Source organism: Negativicoccus succinicivorans, assembly GCF_018372215.1.
Classification (GTDB): domain Bacteria; phylum Bacillota; class Negativicutes; order Veillonellales; family Negativicoccaceae; genus Negativicoccus.
The window spans coordinates 1-16,552 of sequence record NZ_JAHAJN010000011.1; the positions used below are offsets into that span (position 1 = coordinate 1).

Annotated in this window: 19 protein-coding genes and 5 tRNA genes; all 24 read right to left on the reverse strand. The window is 49.8% G+C overall.

The features are described from left to right. Window positions 1-252 (reverse strand): GTP-binding protein (locus KIB08_RS06025; protein ID WP_303989444.1); only part of this gene is annotated, 252 nt, incomplete at its 3' end. Window positions 253-369: 117 nt separating this feature from the next. After that, window positions 370-446 (reverse strand) — tRNA-Met (locus tag KIB08_RS06030). Window positions 447-450: 4 nt separating this feature from the next. Then, a tRNA-Thr gene (locus KIB08_RS06035) sits at window positions 451-526 on the reverse strand. Between the two features lie 39 nt (window positions 527-565). Next, window positions 566-641, reverse strand: a tRNA-Met gene (locus KIB08_RS06040). Between the two features lie 8 nt (window positions 642-649). After that, window positions 650-735: transfer RNA gene (locus tag KIB08_RS06045), tRNA-Tyr, on the reverse strand. A gap of 9 nt (window positions 736-744) precedes the next feature. Then, window positions 745-820 (reverse strand) — tRNA-Thr (locus KIB08_RS06050). A 113-nt stretch (window positions 821-933) separates the two neighbouring features. Continuing rightward, complete coding sequence (locus tag KIB08_RS06055; protein ID WP_303990855.1) at window positions 934-1,167, reverse strand: DUF4911 domain-containing protein; 234 nt, start codon at window positions 1,165-1,167, stop codon at window positions 934-936. Continuing rightward, entirely contained in the window at window positions 1,160-2,386 is a 1,227-nt protein-coding gene (locus KIB08_RS06060; protein WP_303990858.1) for a peptidase U32 family protein, read from the reverse strand. The genes KIB08_RS06055 and KIB08_RS06060 overlap by 8 nt, the downstream gene beginning before the upstream one ends. A gap of 9 nt (window positions 2,387-2,395) precedes the next feature. Then, entirely contained in the window at window positions 2,396-3,016 is a 621-nt protein-coding gene (locus KIB08_RS06065; RefSeq protein WP_303990862.1) for an O-methyltransferase, read from the reverse strand. Then, on the reverse strand, window positions 2,979-3,968 hold the full coding sequence (gene mltG, locus KIB08_RS06070; RefSeq protein WP_303990865.1) for an endolytic transglycosylase MltG: 990 nt from the start codon (window positions 3,966-3,968) through the stop codon (window positions 2,979-2,981). Before mltG ends, KIB08_RS06065 begins: the two co-directional genes overlap by 38 nt. A gap of 74 nt (window positions 3,969-4,042) precedes the next feature. Next, window positions 4,043-5,089: an elongator complex protein 3 gene (locus tag KIB08_RS06075; RefSeq protein WP_303990867.1), complete on the reverse strand. Its 1,047-nt coding sequence runs from the start codon at window positions 5,087-5,089 to the stop codon at window positions 4,043-4,045. A gap of 16 nt (window positions 5,090-5,105) precedes the next feature. Continuing rightward, on the reverse strand, window positions 5,106-5,834 hold the full coding sequence (gene rnc, locus KIB08_RS06080; protein ID WP_303990870.1) for a ribonuclease III: 729 nt from the start codon (window positions 5,832-5,834) through the stop codon (window positions 5,106-5,108). Next, window positions 5,834-7,081, reverse strand: a complete 1,248-nt coding sequence (gene fabF / locus KIB08_RS06085; RefSeq protein WP_303990873.1) for a beta-ketoacyl-ACP synthase II — start codon at window positions 7,079-7,081, stop codon at window positions 5,834-5,836. Before fabF ends, rnc begins: the two co-directional genes overlap by 1 nt. Before the next feature lie 209 nt (window positions 7,082-7,290). Beyond that, a complete protein-coding gene (locus KIB08_RS06090; RefSeq protein ID WP_024049256.1) occupies window positions 7,291-7,527 on the reverse strand; it encodes an acyl carrier protein in 237 nt (78 codons plus the stop codon). A 79-nt stretch (window positions 7,528-7,606) separates the two neighbouring features. Then, on the reverse strand, window positions 7,607-8,344 hold the full coding sequence (fabG, locus tag KIB08_RS06095) for a 3-oxoacyl-[acyl-carrier-protein] reductase (RefSeq protein WP_303990879.1): 738 nt from the start codon (window positions 8,342-8,344) through the stop codon (window positions 7,607-7,609). After that, entirely contained in the window at window positions 8,334-9,284 is a 951-nt protein-coding gene (fabD, locus tag KIB08_RS06100) for an ACP S-malonyltransferase (protein WP_303990881.1), read from the reverse strand. Before fabD ends, fabG begins: the two co-directional genes overlap by 11 nt. Continuing rightward, window positions 9,281-10,222 carry an enoyl-[acyl-carrier-protein] reductase FabK gene (fabK, locus tag KIB08_RS06105; RefSeq protein ID WP_303990882.1) on the reverse strand — a complete coding sequence of 314 codons (942 nt, stop codon included), beginning with the start codon at window positions 10,220-10,222 and terminating at the stop codon, window positions 9,281-9,283. Before fabK ends, fabD begins: the two co-directional genes overlap by 4 nt. A gap of 4 nt (window positions 10,223-10,226) precedes the next feature. Further along, window positions 10,227-11,219 carry a beta-ketoacyl-ACP synthase III gene (locus KIB08_RS06110; RefSeq protein ID WP_303990885.1) on the reverse strand — a complete coding sequence of 331 codons (993 nt, stop codon included), beginning with the start codon at window positions 11,217-11,219 and terminating at the stop codon, window positions 10,227-10,229. Further along, window positions 11,209-12,231, reverse strand: a complete 1,023-nt coding sequence (gene plsX / locus KIB08_RS06115) for a phosphate acyltransferase PlsX (RefSeq protein ID WP_303990887.1) — start codon at window positions 12,229-12,231, stop codon at window positions 11,209-11,211. The genes KIB08_RS06110 and plsX overlap by 11 nt, the downstream gene beginning before the upstream one ends. Beyond that, on the reverse strand, window positions 12,228-12,779 hold the full coding sequence (locus KIB08_RS06120; RefSeq protein WP_303990890.1) for a DeoR family transcriptional regulator: 552 nt from the start codon (window positions 12,777-12,779) through the stop codon (window positions 12,228-12,230). The genes plsX and KIB08_RS06120 overlap by 4 nt, the downstream gene beginning before the upstream one ends. A 177-nt stretch (window positions 12,780-12,956) precedes the next feature. Next, on the reverse strand, window positions 12,957-13,223 hold the full coding sequence (gene rpsO / locus KIB08_RS06125; protein WP_024049263.1) for a 30S ribosomal protein S15: 267 nt from the start codon (window positions 13,221-13,223) through the stop codon (window positions 12,957-12,959). 138 nt (window positions 13,224-13,361) lie between these two features. After that, entirely contained in the window at window positions 13,362-14,252 is an 891-nt protein-coding gene (gene dat / locus KIB08_RS06130) for a D-amino-acid transaminase (protein WP_303990896.1), read from the reverse strand. A gap of 10 nt (window positions 14,253-14,262) precedes the next feature. After that, on the reverse strand, window positions 14,263-14,715 hold the full coding sequence (locus tag KIB08_RS06135) for a peroxiredoxin (protein ID WP_303990898.1): 453 nt from the start codon (window positions 14,713-14,715) through the stop codon (window positions 14,263-14,265). A gap of 75 nt (window positions 14,716-14,790) precedes the next feature. Continuing rightward, entirely contained in the window at window positions 14,791-16,551 is a 1,761-nt protein-coding gene (gene pyk, locus KIB08_RS06140; RefSeq protein WP_303990901.1) for a pyruvate kinase, read from the reverse strand. Window position 16,552: the final 1 nt, after the last annotated feature.

The window sequence follows — 16,552 nt, forward strand, 5'->3', positions numbered from 1 at the left end:
ACCCGGGCAGTCTACGTGAGCGTAGTGACGGTTGTCGGTTTCGTATTCTACGTGCGAGGTGTTGATGGTAATACCGCGTTCGCGTTCTTCCGGCGCTTTGTCGATCTGGCTGTAGTCCTGGAATTCCGCTTTGCCGCTTTCCGAAAGAACTTTCGTGATCGCTGCGGTCAGGGTTGTTTTACCATGGTCAACGTGACCGATGGTACCGATATTAACGTGCGGTTTGCTGCGTTCAAAATGTGCTTTTGCCATAGGGGTAATTTCCTCCTTTGAATAAAAAATAGCTATTCATATTTTAACGCAAAAAAACAATAACGGCAAGGGTTTGCCAATTTTATGTAATAAAAAAACCTCTCTGCAGAGGTATAGTGGTGGCGGCGCAGGGATTTGAACCCCGGACACTGCGGGTATGAACCGCATGCTCTAGCCAACTGAGCTACGCCGCCATGCTGGAGCTGATGACCGGGATTGAACCGGTGACCTTATCCTTACCAAGGATACGCTCTACCGACTGAGCTACATCAGCTTATCCTTTGGCAATTTATCTGAAAGGAATTAGATGACTTGGTTGCGGGGGTAGGATTTGAACCTACGACCTTCGGGTTATGAGCCCGACGAGCTACCAACTGCTCCACCCCGCGATGTTCAATGGTGGAGGGAGAAGGATTCGAACCTTCGAAGGCAATAGCCGGCAGATTTACAGTCTGCTCCCTTTGGCCGCTCGGGAATCCCTCCATGCAATGCTGGAGCTGGCGATAGGACTTGAACCCACAACCTACTGATTACAAATCAGTTGCTCTACCGATTGAGCTACGCCAGCATGCGTCATAACAAAATTAATTATACTGATGCGGCCGGGTCTTGTCAAGTGCTTCTTTCCTTGCTCCTTTGTTTTGCTGACTTTCATAGTCTAACATAATTTTTTCGTTTTGGCTACTCTTTTTTGACAAAATCTTCAGGGCATTCTGCGATCTGAAGCGGAATTGTAAGCGACTGCAAAACAGCGCAAACATCCGCTTTTGTATCCTCGGTCGCGCGAACACGAGCGATCCCCATGCGGGGATCGACGGTTGTCACCACACCTAAATATTCGTACCCTTCCAAAATACGCACAACATGCGTAATATAGCGACGTTCTGTTTGAAAGTACACTTCGCCCTCACGCATGGATTTTCCTCCGCATCAGACTGTGTTTAGTGACCGCTTGCTGCATCGGCAGACGTACGAGCATCCGCGGATGCGGCGCTCGGGAAATGGCTTCTCCTTCCTCATCGGTCATCTGTTCAATTTTCTGCGTAAATACATTTCCTGCCGGCGTGCGAAACTCAACGACTTCACCGACCGCGAAATGATTGCGCTGCTCGATGAGAGCTGTTTGGGTTGCCTCATCGTATTCCAAAACCAAGCCGATAAATTCATGGCTTTGCACGTTACTCGAGCTGCCGTAAATTTGATCCTGTTCACTCGGGCGTCCCACAGCAAAACCGGTGGTATACGGTCGATGCGAAATTTTTTCCAGCTCCTGATACCACTCCGGACGTACGTAGTAGTCGTCGCCCTCCCGCAAATACGCATCTAGCGCACTTCGATAAACGCCGGTCACAGTGGCCACATAATGAGCGCTTTTCATGCGACCCTCGATTTTAAAGCTGGTGATCCCCGCTTCCGCCATCTTCGGGATCAGCGGCAATAAGCACAAGTCTTTGGAATTAAAAATATACGTTCCGCGTTCGTCTTCTTCGACGGGCCAATATTCACCCGGTCGTGCTTCTTCTACCACACGATATTTGTAGCGGCAAGCCTGAATGCATTCGCCGCGATTAGAGTCACGGGTTTCTGAAAAATAGTTGCTCAAAAGGCATCGCCCCGAATAGGAAATGCACATCGCGCCGTGTACAAAACTTTCGATTTCAACACCTGTTTTTTCGTGAATTTCCTTCGTTTCATCAAGGGACAGCTCTCTCGCCAGTACAATGCGACTCGCTCCCTGCTGCTGCCAGAAACGCGCCGCCGACCAATTCGTAGTATTTGCCTGCGTAGAAACATGTAGTTCTGTATGCGGCGCATATTCTTTCGCCAGCATAAAAACTCCCGGATCGGAAATGATCAGCGCATCCCCCCCGAGCTGATCCAAGCTTTTCAAATAGTCAGGCAATTCCGGTAAATCCCGGTTATGCGCCATGATGTTCACCGTGACATATACTTTTTTACCGCGTTCATGGGCAAATTGAATACCTTCCGCCATTTCAGCAGTATCAAAATTACCGCCATACGCGCGCAAACCGAATGCCTTACCGCCTAAGTATACGGCATCGGCTCCATACTCAATAGCGAATTTAAGCTTTTCCAAATTGCCGGCCGGTGCCAGCAGTTCCAATGGTTTCATACTATGCTTCTATCCCTTTCGTCGGGCGACGGCAAAACCATCCCCTGTTTCATATATCTTCGTCGTAAAATAACGCGGATCTTTCAAATACGCAAGAAAAGCGCGCATGCGATGTGCAATCGTTCGCATGCGCCGCGGTACATCGCTATCGTCAGCACATACATAACCGCGAAATAAAACGTTATCCGCTAAAATAGTCGCATTTTTTTGCAGGAGCGGTTCCGCTAAACGCAAATGCTCCAAGTAGTGACCTTTGGACCCGTCAATGTACAGCAGATCAAACGGTCCTTTGATTTCCCGCAACGCCTCTTCCGCAGTCGCCGACACCACCGTCACTCGATTCTCTACGCCTGCTTGTCGCATTCGTTTCCTTGCTTCCCGATACCGCGGAGCAAACGGCTCAATAGTAACGATCTCCGCCTGCGGCAATAGCGTCGCCATCAAAAGTGCCGAGTAACCGATCCCCGTGCCGATTTCTAAAATCCGACGCGGAGCCGTCGCGAGTACGGCCGAACGAAATAAATCTTCTTCGCTCTTACGAATTTGCGGTATACGAATATCGTCTCCATAGCGGCGCAAAGCTCTGACTTGATTATTGAGATGCGGCATATCGGTCGATATTGGCTTCATGTTCTTCATATGTCTTGGCAAAATGGTGATATCCTTTAGCGTCCGCCACAAAATACAAATATTCGGTAGTCGGTGCATGCAATACCGCATCCATCGCCGCTTTGCCGGGGGCCGCCACCGGTCCCGGCGGCAATCCCTTATGCAAATAGGTATTATACGGTGAAGGAATTTGCGTATCGGCAATACTTAAAACCGGTTTCGGTTCTCCTAAAATATACTGGATGCTTGCGCAAGATTGGAGAGGCATACCGATCGCCAAGCGCTTCTTGAACACTGCGGCAATCGTATAGCGATCATCCTCATACATGGCTTCCTTTTCCACCAGGGACGCCAATGTGATGAAGTCATGCAGACTGAATCCCTGCGCAGTGATTTCTTGCCGCAATTCGGGTGTCAGTTGCTTTTGCATTTCTCGATTCATATGCGCGATGATATCATTGACCGATGCACCGTCCGGAACATCATACGTAGAAGGAAACAAAAATCCTTCTACCGGATAGTCGGTAGCTCGTGTGCTCTGCATATCTGCAGGCAAACTATAAACCTTCGCCGCCTCTAAGAAATCATGCTTCTTAGCGATACCCAACCGATCCAGTCGTTTCGCAATTTGCGACACGGTGAATCCTTCCGGGATCACCACCTGCCGAGCAGCGGGTCGTCCGTCACGCAAGGCGGCGATTACGGCCGGCATCGACATGTTCGTCATGAGATCATAATGCCCTTCTTGGAGCTTATCGACGTTCCCGCTCAAGTATAGTGCGGCACGAAAGATATGCGGATTCCAAATGATATTTTTATCCGCAAGGATTTGGGCTATTTCCGCTCCCGTTTGCGCCGCCTCGATCCGTACCGTTACAGGCTTGCTTTGTACCAACGGATTTTTACCGTAAAGCAGAGCGCCTCCTGCGACGAGTAGAACAAACAGTATTGAAATACTGATTATTTTCTTCATATATACCTCAATGCGTTCATTTTAAAGTTGTTTTTTATTATAGCATATCCTTTAAAATACTCTTTTCAATCTTGTCATTGACAGTACAATGGCGATTCCAACCGCCATTGGTATGTTTGCGTTGCGGTGGTAAAAGAGACTGTTCCCGGCGGCATGTCAACAGATTCCCGCCAAGTAATCGGACCGGCGTATTTTTCTTGGTATTTTTTGATATTGGCATTTTTGTGTCCGCGCACTTTACTGGCGTCACGTGTTGAGTAAGTGATTGTCACCGGCCCGCGCGCCTGTCGGAAACCTTTTTTAAGTTCCTGCGCATACGATCGCGCGATGGTCAACTCTCCCAACGCCGGATGGTACGGTCCCGCGACATACGCAGCATGCGAATCCAGATCTTGCGTCGCCTGCAAACCGATCCGAATGACAGGAATATTATGCTTTGCCAGATAACGTCTCCACCATGCACCCACCAAGATCGCCTGTGCAAGCGTTAAAGGCTGATAATCGCCGTTACGATATTGTCGTTCCAGCAATGTATCACGCAGCACTAACGCCGGATAAATTCGTACAAAATCGGGGGTCAGAGCGACCGTTGCCCGAATGGTCTTGCGCAATGTCGCAAAGGTTTCGCCATAAAGACCGGGCAAAAGCTGTATACCTACCTGCATACCGCCTTCGCGAAGAATTTCTACCGCTTTTACTACCACCGCACTGCGATGGCCGCGATGGGCCTGCCATAAAACGCTGTCATCTAAACTTTGCACACCGAGCTCTACCGTACGTACGCCGTGCGCATATAAAAAAGCGGTATTTTCACCACTAATACAGTCCGGTCGCGTAGAGAGGCGCAATGCAGCCACATCACCTTTTTCCCATGCATATTTGGCCGGCGCGAGCAGTGCCCGCTGCCGCTCTTCACTGAGCGCGGTAAAAGAGCCGCCGTAGAACGCCACTTGCCAGCGGTACGGTCGCGTCGTTGAAGCAAGATATTCCGCAATCGTTTTCGCGACCATAGCCGGCGTAGTACGCTCTGTCTGTGCCGTCAATTTCCACTGGTTGCAAAAACTGCAACGATACGGACAACCGTCATGCGGAATAAAGATGGGAATAATCGCTTCTCTCATTGTAAAAAAAGCGCGGTCATGACCGCGCCCCTCCATTTGTCTCTAACTTTTGCAATGCGGCTTGCGCTGCTTGTTGCGCGGCCGCTTTTTTGCTTTTCCCTACACCGGAGGCAACTGCCTCTCCGTTTAATTCCACTTCCATATAAAATATTTTATCATGATCCGGACCTTCATCACGCAGCAAATTATAACGGAGATCCACATCTCCATCCTGCTGCAAAAATTCCTGCAACTCCGTTTTATAGTCGCGCGTGTAGTCGCCTCTGTCAATCAGATCCAGGTACGGTTTCAAATGCTCCATAATAAATTCCGTGGCCGTTTCGTATGATGTATCAAGATAAATCGCTCCAACTACCGCTTCAAATGCATCCGCCAGAATCGATGCTCGTTGTCGTCCCCCGGTGTGTTCTTCTCCTTTACCCAGTCGCAAGGTTTCACCCAGGTGAAATTTACGGGCGCAAGAGGCCAACGCAGGCTCACAAACAGCACTGGCTTTGGCGCGTGTCAAATCTCCTTCGGGCCAAGCCGGATATTTACGAAAAAGATACTCCCCAATTACCAAGTCCAGCACGGCATCACCTAAAAACTCGAGCCGCTCATTATCGTGTATGCCCTGTTGCCGATGTTCATTCGCATAGGATGTATGCGTCAGAGCCGTACTCAAAAGGGAATGATCCCGTACCGGAATATGATTCGTAGCGGCAAAATCCTGAATCTGTTTACGCCGCACTTCCGATGGAGTCATCAGTCATTTCCTTTCGGTTTGCGCATTATAATCACCGCATTTTGCCCACCGAAGCCGAATGAGTTTGACATGGCCGCACGTACTTTCACTTTGCGCGCGCCTTCCGTCACATAGTCCAAATCACAATCCGGATCCGGATGTTTCAAGTTGATCGTCGGATGAACTTCGTCATTTTCAATCGAAAGCGCCATAACGACCGCTTCCACAGCACCGGCAGCACCAAGCAAATGGCCGGTCATTGATTTGGTGGAGTTTACCACCAAGCGATCTGCTTCCGCACCAAACAATGCGCGGATAGCGTGCGTTTCATTTTTATCATTGAGCGGCGTCGCCGTTCCGTGCGCATTGATATAATCAATATCCTGCACAGTTAATTGCGCATCCTGTAATGCTCTTTCCATACACTTTTGGGCCTGGCAACCTTCCGGAGCCGGTGCCGTAATATGGTACGCATCACCATTCGACCCATAGCCGCACAATTCCGCATAAATATGCGCGCCGCGTTCGACCGCATGGTCCCATTCTTCCAGTACGAGCATGGCCGCGCCCTCACCGAAAACGAAACCGTCACGTGTTGCATCAAACGGACGCGATGCTTCCTCCGGCTCACCGTCAAACGTGGAGAGCGCTTTCATTGCGATAAAACCGGCAAACGGCAACGGACTGATGGCCGCTTCGGCACCGCCCGCAATGACAATATCCGCATCACCGTAACGAATCATGCGCAGCGCATCACCAATCGCATTTGTCCCCGATGCGCAGGCCGTCACATCCGTAATGACCGGACCGCGTACATCCAGTGCGATGGAAATTTGGCCCGCTGCCATGTTGGCAATCATCATCGGAATCGCGAACGGACTCACGCGGGAAGGGCCGCGGTTCGCAAGACGATCCGACGCTTCTTCGATCGTGGTGATGCCACCGATGCCGGTGCCGACCACCGCGCCGATCCGATCATGGTCCAACGCGTTCCAATCAATCTTAGCGTCTTCCACCGCCATTTTGGCCGCGGCCACACCAAAATGAGCAAATCGATCCATATGGCGCGCTTCTTTACGATCCATATAATCGGTCGCGGTAAAACCTTCGACCTCACCGGCAATGCGCACGGCAAAATCCGTCGTGTCAAACGCAGTGATCCGTTTAATACCCGATTTCCCTGCCAATAAATTTTGCCATACGGTCTCTTTACCGATACCAACCGGAGAAATAATACCAAGACCTGTTACTGCTACGCGCTTGCGCATATTTTCCACCTCGTCCAGTTTCATTATCTATGATTCATCACGCCTGCGTAAGTGCTGTTACATATTTTATTGTAGCACTTCACCACAATGTCATGCATATTGCTATTATAAAGCTGTTGTGTAGTTCTAATCGACACGACAGCTGATCTTATGATAAGAGCATAAAACGGGAAAACCGGGAGGCGAGCGCTTCCCGGTTTCGACCTCAATTACGCAATATTCTTGTCAATGTAGTCGACCGTATCTTTAACGGTTTTAATTTTTTCGGCTACATCATCAGGGATTTCAATTTCAAATTCTTCTTCAAACGCCATAATCAATTCAACGATATCCAAAGAATCCGCGCCCAGATCATCAATGAAAGTGGAGTCGATTTGTACATCCGCTTCATCCACACCCAGCTGTTCTACAACGATCGCGCGTACCTTTTCAAATGTATTGTTCATGGTTTCACCACCTTTCCGGTTTTGGTTTATTATATTACATCTAACGGGCCATGACAAACTGCCCCGGTAGCATCATCAACTACATAGCCATGCCGCCGTTGACTTGTAACACTTGCCCGGTAATGTACTTCGCCTCGTCGGAGGCCAGAAAACGTACCGCGGCGGCTATGTCTTCCGGATCTCCCATCGCTCCCAGAGGAATTTGCTTGATCAGACTTTCTTTGATTTTGTCCGGCAATCCGCTGGTCATATCGGTATGAATAAACCCGGGTGCAATCGCATTTACACGAATGCCGCGCGTGGCAAATTCTTTCGCGTTCGCTTTCGTCAAGCCGATAACGCCCGCTTTGGCAGCAGCATAATTGGCCTGCCCGATATTACCCGTCACACCGACGACGGAGCTCATATTAATAATGACACCGCGGCGTTGCTTAAACATATCGCCGATGACGGCTTGCGTCATCAAGAAAACACCTTTTAAGTTGGTGTTTAAAACAGCGTCCCAGTCGGCTTCTTTCATCCGCCGCACCAGGGTGTCACGGGTAATGCCGGCGTTATTTACCAGCACGTCGATATGCGAAAATTCTTTTTGCGTTTCGGCCACAATGAGTTCCGCTTCCTCTTTTCGGGAAACGTCCCCCTGTACTAAAACAGCTTTTTGACCGCATGCTTTCACCGCTTGTGCCGCTTCTTCCGCCGCGCTTACGTTACTGGAATAATTAATCGCAACATCATACCCGGCCTGCGCCAAAGCGACTGCCACTGCCCGTCCGATGCCGCGCGATGCGCCGGTAACAAGTGCTGTTTTAGTTGCCATTTTGTGCCTCCTCAAAATATGCCAAGGTAGCCTCTAAACTGCTCACATTTTCGACATGCTCCAGATGCACACCGGATTCAATTTTTTTCATAAAACCGCTTAAGACAGTACCAGGACCCACTTCCACCATCGTATCCACACCTTTAGTCAAAAGCACATGCATGCTGTCTTCCCAAAGGACCGGATGGGCTGCCTGTTCGACTAACGACTCACGAATTTCTGCGCTCGTATGAACCGGTTGGGCATGCACATTGGCAATCACGGGAATTCGCGCCTCTTTGATCTCAATCGTATGCAAGACTTGCGCCAATTTTTCGGCTGCCGGTTGCATCAATGTGCTGTGAAACGGTGCCGAAACCGGCAACGGAATCGCGCGACGCGCGCCCGCTTCTTTCATCTTCTCACATGCCGCCGCCACCGCATCGGTTGTCCCCGCAATGACTACTTGTCCTGGGCAGTTGAAATTCACGGCTTGCACGATTTTCCCTTGTGCCGAAAACTCTTCGCAAATCGTGATAATTTTTTCGCGTTCCAGGCGAATGATTGCCGCCATACCGCCCTCTCCGATCGGCACGGCTTCCTGCATAAATTTGCCGCGCGCGTGTACAGTACGTACCGCATCCACAAATGAAATGGAGCCCGCCGCCACAAGTGCCGAATATTCTCCTAAGCTATGACCCGCAAGATATTCCGCGGTAATGCCCGCTTGTGCGAGCAGATCATAGGCCGCTACGCTTGCCGTCAAAATCGCCGGCTGGGTATACTGAGTCTGCTGTAATTTTTCTGCCGGACCTTCAAAAATCAATTCACTCAGCTTCCAGCCAAGCGCTTCATCCGCTTCTTCAAAACGGTTGCGTACGCTTTCATATTGCGCAGCCAAGTCCTGCATCATTCCTACTTTTTGCGAGCCCTGACCGGGAAACAAAAATGCCGTTTTCATACCTTCACCTCGCTGATACGTTGCTGCGCGACGACAGCTTCTCTGATAATCGCAGTAATAATTTCACATACCGGTTTGATATCGTTCACTAAGCCTGCAATTTGTCCGACCATGATCGATCCTGTCTTCGTATCTCCCAAAATCGCCGCCCGACGCAAACTCCCCGCGCCAAGACCCTCAATTTCCGCTAACGGCGCGTTGATGCTTTCCAGTTTTTCATACTGTCGGGAAAGAGCGTTGGCGATCACGCGCACAGGATGCCCCGTCGTACGCCCGGTAATCACCGTTGAACGATCCCGTGCTTTTAAAAGCGCTTCTTTATATGCCGGATGGGCGATACATTCTTCACTGGCTACAAAACGTGTGCCCATCTGCACTCCGACCGCTCCCAATGCCAACATAGCGACCAAAGCTCGACCATCGGCAATACCGCCGGCCGCAATAACGGGCAGTTCTACTGCATCTACCACTTGCGGTACCAGCGCCAAGGTGGTTACCTTGCCGACATGGCCGCCGCTTTCCAGTCCTTCTGCAATAATGGCATCGACTCCGACGCTTGCCAACCGTTTAGCTAACGCCACAGCGGAAACGACAGGAATAACCTTGGCGCCGGATGCTTTAAAGCGTTCAATGTACTTTCCCGGATTTCCCGCCCCGGTTGTAATAACCGGTACTTTTTCCTCACAAACGGCTGCTACACACTCTTCAACAAAAGGTGAACGCAGCATCAAATTGACACCGAAGGGTTTCGTCGTATGCGCTTTCACTTGCCGGATCTGTTCACGAAGAAGATCACCCGGCATATTACCGGCCCCAATCACACCGAGGCCGCCTGCCTCCGAAACAGCGGAGGCTAATTCCCAAGTTCCTAGCCAAGCCATACCGCCTTGAATAATCGGTGCTTCAATTCCCAATAATTCTGTCAGTTTCGTTTTCATTCCGCTACCGCCATTCCATACAAAGGCTAGCCCAGGTTAAGCCGGCACCGAATCCCACTAGGACGACCTGATCGCCGCTTTTAATTCGACCGGCATGCACCGCTTCATCCAATGCGATTGCAATCGATGCGCTGGACGTATTACCGTAGCGATCCAAATTTTCAAAAATGCGTTCTAAGGGCAAGGATATTTTTTTGGCAGCAGCTTGAATGATCCGCTCGTTCGCCTGATGCGGAATCAAAAGGTCTACATCATCATAGGTAAGCCCACATTTAGCAAGCGCTCTTCCGGTAGATTCGCCAATAACTTTTACCGCAAATTTAAAGACATCTTTACCATTCATGCGAATGAACATTTTCTGATCGGCAAGCTCCGAATGCAAATCACCATGAAAAGGTCCGCCGAAAATCCCCAGCGCGCCGCGACCGGAACCATCCGATCCGAGATCGATCCCGCCAATACCTCCGGTAGCCACTTCTCCCAAAACAACTGCACCGGCGCCATCGCCGAAAAGGACGCAGGTGTTTCGATCTGTCCAATCCACAAAACGGCTCAGCACTTCTGCACCGACAACCAACGCCTTCTGATATAAACCGGTAGCTAACATTTGACTCGCTACTGCGGTCGCATACACGAAACCGCTACATCCGGCAGACAGATCAAATGCGCCCGCCGCGGGAATCCCCAATATATCCTGTAAAGCGCACGCGGTCGAAGGTGCAATGGTATCTTGCGTACATGTCGCCACGACCACGAGATCAATTTCCTCTGCAGTAACACCGGCATCCGCTATTGCTTTTTCTGCCGCTTTTTTCGCTAACGAGACCGTCGAGGTTCCGGGCTCGGCAATTCTCCGTTCACGAATTCCCGTGCGTGTCCGAATCCATTCATCTGACGTGTCTACCATTTTTTCTAAATCCGCATTAGTAAGGATATGTTCCGGCACATACGAGCCGGTTCCTAAAACTCCGATCTGCCGCAACGTACTACTCTTCATTCGTTGCGTCCACCGTTTCTAAAGCTGTTTTGATATGTTCTACCATTTCTGAATCCGCAATATGTGATGCAAGTCGTACGGCATTTTGAATCGCCCTTGCCTTGGATGCGCCATGGCAAATCACCAAACCGCCTTCGACACCCAAAAGCGGTGCGCCGCCGTACTCCGCGTAATCCACTTTTTTCAACGCCTGCTTCAGCGCCGGCCGTAAAAGCCAACCGCCTAATTTGGCGCGCCAACCGTTTTTCATTACCGCATCTTTTAAAAGATGCATCATCATAGTGGCCATGCCTTCCGCAAATTTTAAAACGACATTGCCCGTAAAGCCGTCGCACACAACGACATCGGCCACACGCTTCGGAATATCTCGTCCTTCGACATTGCCGATAAATCGGTAAACCGATTGTTCTTGCATCTTAGGATATACTTCCGTAACGACATTGCTGCCTTTGATTTCTTCGGTACCGATGTTCAGCAAACCGACACGCGGCTCCACAATACCATATACGCGTTGCATAAACACGTGCCCCAGCAAAGCATTTTGCAACAAATTTTCGACTCCGGGATTAGCACTAGCCCCCGAATCAATCAAAAGCGTGGTGCCGCCATCCTGTGTCGGCAAAGGAGTTGCGATCGCCGGCCGACGAATTCCTTTAATACGCCCCAAGCCGAACAGACCTGCCGTTACAGCGGCCCCCGTCGAACCGGGCGCAACCAACGCACCGCAATGACCTTCTTTAACCAGCTTCGCGGCCACCACGATCGAAGCATCTTTCTTTTTGCGGTACGCCATCCCCGGATGTTCATCCATCCCGATGACCTGACTTGCATGCTGAACTTTTACCAACGGGTCATTGGTCATTCCCGCTGCTTTGACAAGGGGCAAAATCTGCGTCTCATCCCCGACGAGAATCACCGGGATCCGCCAAGATCGAACCGCATCCAATGCACCGCGAACAATTTCCACGGGCGCGTAATCTCCACCCATTGCATCTACTGCTATTGCTTTCATAGTCGCACCTCAGAATATGATTTTAAAATAAATTTAGCTCGAAACACTTCGGCGCAATCACGTAAACATTTGGCCCAAACGTAATGTTCCGAACCTCGCTGACGCACAACCGTAAGTTTCCAAACAAGCGTGTCACCAACGCGCACCGGTGCTTTATATTTAATGTTCCCGACGCCGCATACCGCACTGGGTAAATCCAGAACTTTGTCCCCCAACGCCGTTGCCATTCCGTAAAGCGTCTGGACCGGTACAAATCCGGTAGCATCGACCAGATGAGGCGTCACGGTCAGCATCGATAACGCGGAGCGTTTGGAATTGTATTCCAATAATTTACCGTATACCGCTTTTGGCTCCGTCGGAGGCGCGTTTTTAGCAGCGGCTTTGCGTAGCCGCACGCGTACTTCCGGTATATCCAACGCGGTTCTGTCCAAACGAATCGTCGCCACCGAAACGCCCAAGCCGTCAGCTAAGTCTTCATCCGTCAAAAACGGTTGCTCGCGCAGCATGGTGACGATCTTTTCTCGTCGCTGGTCTCTGACTAATTTCATGGCGACTCCTTTCGCTAAATTATGACTACATCCTAATACCTAATGATAATTTTAACAAAAGTCACGTATCTCGCGCAACCAATATGTGTAAATATCATAAAATTTAAATATTTCTACAAAAAAATTATCTGCTTTTGCAAAATAAAAAAGAAGCGGCTCAACCGCTCCTTTTCATTCTTATTTGCGCAAATTCAATTTGTCCAAGAGATTACGATAGCGTTCGATATCTTTGCGACGCAGGTAATCCAACAAACCGCGACGCTGACCAACCAATTTCAACAGGCCGCGACGGGAATGATGATCTTTCTTGTGCTCTTTCAAATGATCGGTCAGGTAGTTAATACGAGCCGTCAAAATCGCAATTTGCACTTCCGGAGAACCGGTGTCCGTGTCGTGAACGCGGTTTTCCTCGATAAGTTTCTGTTTCTGTTCCAAAGTCAACATAGTAATTCCTCCTTGATTTCATCTGCGCTTTGCCAAGTATACCGTCGGAGATTCGGCCAACCGAGCAAAGTCGAAATTCACTTGTTAAGTTTACCTGAATTCAAGTAAAAAGTAAAGCTTTTATTTTCGTTTAAAAAATCACGGCAGCCCTTCCGCCATCAGACCTGCATACCGTTCCTGCAACGCTTTCGTGACCGGTCCGATCGTGCCGTCTCCCACCGTTTCTTTATCAATCTCCAGAACCGGAATAATGCCGGCGGTCGTGCTTGTATAGAATACTTCTTCCGCTTTCGCCAGATATTCCCGATCAATTTTACGCTCAATCACGGTGACGCCGCAACTCGGTGCTACTTTTGTAATGATCAGCTGGCGGGTGATACCTTTCAAAATCAAATCATCCGTGGGACGTGTCCACAAAATACCGTCACGTACCATGAAAACGTTCGAGCTGGTACCTTCCATTAATTCATCGCCACGGAACTGGAACGCTTCCGCACATTTTTTTTGGCGCGCTTTTTCCGCTCCCAGTACATTGGGGATCAAATTTAAACTTTTGATGTCGCAATGCTGCCAGCGGATATCATCAATGGTAATAACTTTCGCTCCATTTTCCGCCAATTCCGCTTTGTGGGGATTATCTTCGTTGACGTACATCAAAATATTGGGCGTAATCCCTTCCGGAAAAGCATGCACACGCGGTGCGGTACCGCGGGAGATCTGTAGGTAAACGGAACCGTTTTGGATACCGCTTTCTTCGACCAGAACGTCATGCAACTCCGTTAATTCGTCCGGCGCGATCGTCGCCGGAATTTTCATGAGCCGCAACGACCGGTAAAGACGATCAAGGTGGTACGAAAGAGCAAAGCATTTACCATTGTGTACTTTCGTCACTTCATAGACACCGTCGCCGAAGTAATAGCCGCGATCAAGCGGACTGATTTTAACTTGGTCCAGTGTCGTATATTCATAGTTATAAAAAGCAATATCTTTTCTTTTTTTCATTTCAACCGGAGCGACTGTTTGTTCCACTTTCATCCTCCTAAGCTTGCAAATCCTTAAGTATTTCCTGAATGTGAGTAGCGGGCTTTACGCCATGGTAAATGTGCGTAAGTACCCCTTGCTGATCCATAACAAAAGTCGAGCGGGCAATTTTTTCACTCGGATCTTCCGTTTGCAATACGCCGAAATCACGGCACATCTGCCCTTGAGGATCACTCAAAAGAACAAATTCCAACTGTTCTTTCGCTTTAAAATCCTGATGCGAATTCGAATCATCTCGACTGATACCGTACACGGCATAACCTAACTTTTGGAAATCTCCGATATGGCGCTGGAAATTTTGTGCTTCAAGAGTACAACCGGGTGTTTTGTCTTTGGGATAAAAGTACAAAATCACTTTTTGTCTTTTAAGGCTGTCTTTTGTTACCGTTCGCCCATTATCGTCACACGCCGTAAACGCAGGAGCCTGTGCACCGACTTCTAAATTTGCCATGATTTCACCCCATTAATGTATAGTTACGGAACAAGTTTATTATAAACAAGTGATATATGCGTGTCAAAGTTTCGTTTATCTGGCATTAACACGACCTCGATAAATAAAACCGCGCGCTGCATCCACCGTTACCCGTTCCCCGGTCAGCAAGCGTGTCAACGCCTGTTTTACTCCCACTACCGTCGGTTTTTTCCATTCCAGTCCGACCACGGCGGCGGGACTGGTCAAGCCTTCTTCCACCGCAATAATAGCACCGGCCTGCTGCACATACGGCACGATCTTTTCATCCATCGTGTCGACAACTAAAATATCGCCCGGCTGAAATACGGCAATATTTTGCGGCTTCGCCAAAACTATTTTCCCGGTAGCAGACCCGTTACCGACACCCATTCCTTTCAAAAGAACCTGTCCTGCCACATGAACGCGGATCATGTTGGTGGTGCCCTCTTTGCCCGAAGGAACACCGGCAGTGATGACGACCAGGTCTCCGTCATCAATAACCCCGGCGCGCATTGCAGCGGCGACCGCCATATTAACCATCCTGTCAGTGTCTTCTGTGGATTCGCCGACAATCGGTGTAACACCCCAGTAAAGAGAGGCGCGACGCAATGAACGCAAATGCGGAGAAACCATAACAATCGGACAGTCCGGGCGATATTTGGAAACCATGAGCGCTGTACGCCCCGATTCACTGGCCGTTAAAATGGCCTTGGCGTGTAGATTTTGTGAAATCGTTACCGTAGACTGACTGATGGCTTCCGTAGTCACCGCCAATTCATCCGGCAACGGCCGCGGACGTTGTTGGTACAGCGGGCTGCGTTCTGTATACTGCGCCACTTTGAACATGGTCTCGACTGCCGTCACCGGATACTTACCGTTCGCCGTTTCACCGCTGAGCATAATCGCATCGGTGCCGTCTAAAATCGCATTCGCAATATCGCTTGTCTCCGCACGAGTCGGCCGCGGATTAACAATCATCGATTCCAGCATTTGGGTGGCCGTAATAACCGGTTTTCCCAGCCGATTACAAAGAGAAATCATTTCTTTTTGCAGCAGCGGCACACGTTCCGGCGGAATTTCCACGCCCAAGTCGCCGCGCGCCACCATCATGCCATCTGCTTGCTGCATAATGGACTCTATATTGCGTAATCCTTCTTCATTTTCAATTTTGGCAATAACGCGAATATGGCTTCCGCCCGCTTTTTCGAGAAATCGTTTAATCTCAACAATGTCGTCCGCGCGTTGGATAAACGATGCCGCCACATAATCAACGTCTTTTGTGACGCCAAACAGCAGATCCTCTTTATCGGCCTCGGAAAGCGCTGGCAACAGCACGGGCAATGAAGGACACGCTACTCGTTTCCGATCGCTGATAACTCCGGTGTTTTCCACCACCGTTGTTATTTTACCGGATTCAACGTTGGTAACCAGCAAACGAACCAATCCGTCCGCCAGCAGGATAGACTGCCCCAGACGTGTTTGCCTCCATAATTCCGGATAGGAAACAGTCGCCTGATGTTCATCGCCGAGAACGACTTCACTTAGCAGGCTAAAAGACGTACCCTGTACGAGCTTGGTTGCGCCTTCGGCAAAAAAACCAAGTCGCATTTCCGGTCCTTTGGTGTCCAACATCAAAGCGATCGGTGTTTTTAGTTTCTCCGACGCTGCTTTAACAGCGTCCATGCGCCGCCCATGCTCTTCATGCGTACCGTGCGAAAAATTGAACCGTGCCACATTCATACCGACCGCAATCATACGCTCCAATACCCCCGGTGCATCCGTACCGGGGCCTACGGTACAAACGATTTTGGTGCGTTTGGACATCACCGAATCCATG

Excerpts from the sequence above, each read along its gene's own strand:
- KIB08_RS06065 (WP_303990862.1), bottom strand. The coding sequence starts at position 3,016 with ATGAAGCCAATATCGACCGATATGCCGCATCTCAATAATCAAGTCAGA.
- fabK (WP_303990882.1), bottom strand. The coding sequence starts at position 10,222 with ATGAAAACGAAACTGACAGAATTATTGGGAATTGAAGCACCGATTATT.
- fabG (WP_303990879.1), bottom strand. The coding sequence starts at position 8,344 with ATGGCAACTAAAACAGCACTTGTTACCGGCGCATCGCGCGGCATCGGA.
- rpsO (WP_024049263.1), bottom strand. The coding sequence starts at position 13,223 with ATGTTGACTTTGGAACAGAAACAGAAACTTATCGAGGAAAACCGCGTT.
- KIB08_RS06090 (WP_024049256.1), bottom strand. The coding sequence starts at position 7,527 with ATGAACAATACATTTGAAAAGGTACGCGCGATCGTTGTAGAACAGCTG.
- fabD (WP_303990881.1), bottom strand. The coding sequence starts at position 9,284 with ATGAAAACGGCATTTTTGTTTCCCGGTCAGGGCTCGCAAAAAGTAGGA.
- KIB08_RS06075 (WP_303990867.1), bottom strand. The coding sequence starts at position 5,089 with ATGAGAGAAGCGATTATTCCCATCTTTATTCCGCATGACGGTTGTCCG.
- rnc (WP_303990870.1), bottom strand. The coding sequence starts at position 5,834 with ATGACTCCATCGGAAGTGCGGCGTAAACAGATTCAGGATTTTGCCGCT.
- KIB08_RS06055 (WP_303990855.1), bottom strand. The coding sequence starts at position 1,167 with ATGCGTGAGGGCGAAGTGTACTTTCAAACAGAACGTCGCTATATTACG.
- plsX (WP_303990887.1), bottom strand. The coding sequence starts at position 12,231 with ATGAAAGCAATAGCAGTAGATGCAATGGGTGGAGATTACGCGCCCGTG.
- mltG (WP_303990865.1), bottom strand. The coding sequence starts at position 3,968 with ATGAAGAAAATAATCAGTATTTCAATACTGTTTGTTCTACTCGTCGCA.
- pyk (WP_303990901.1), bottom strand. The coding sequence starts at position 16,551 with ATGGATTCGGTGATGTCCAAACGCACCAAAATCGTTTGTACCGTAGGC.
- KIB08_RS06110 (WP_303990885.1), bottom strand. The coding sequence starts at position 11,219 with ATGAAGAGTAGTACGTTGCGGCAGATCGGAGTTTTAGGAACCGGCTCG.
- fabF (WP_303990873.1), bottom strand. The coding sequence starts at position 7,081 with ATGCGCAAGCGCGTAGCAGTAACAGGTCTTGGTATTATTTCTCCGGTT.
- KIB08_RS06060 (WP_303990858.1), bottom strand. The coding sequence starts at position 2,386 with ATGAAACCATTGGAACTGCTGGCACCGGCCGGCAATTTGGAAAAGCTT.
- KIB08_RS06120 (WP_303990890.1), bottom strand. The coding sequence starts at position 12,779 with ATGAAATTAGTCAGAGACCAGCGACGAGAAAAGATCGTCACCATGCTG.
- KIB08_RS06135 (WP_303990898.1), bottom strand. The coding sequence starts at position 14,715 with ATGGCAAATTTAGAAGTCGGTGCACAGGCTCCTGCGTTTACGGCGTGT.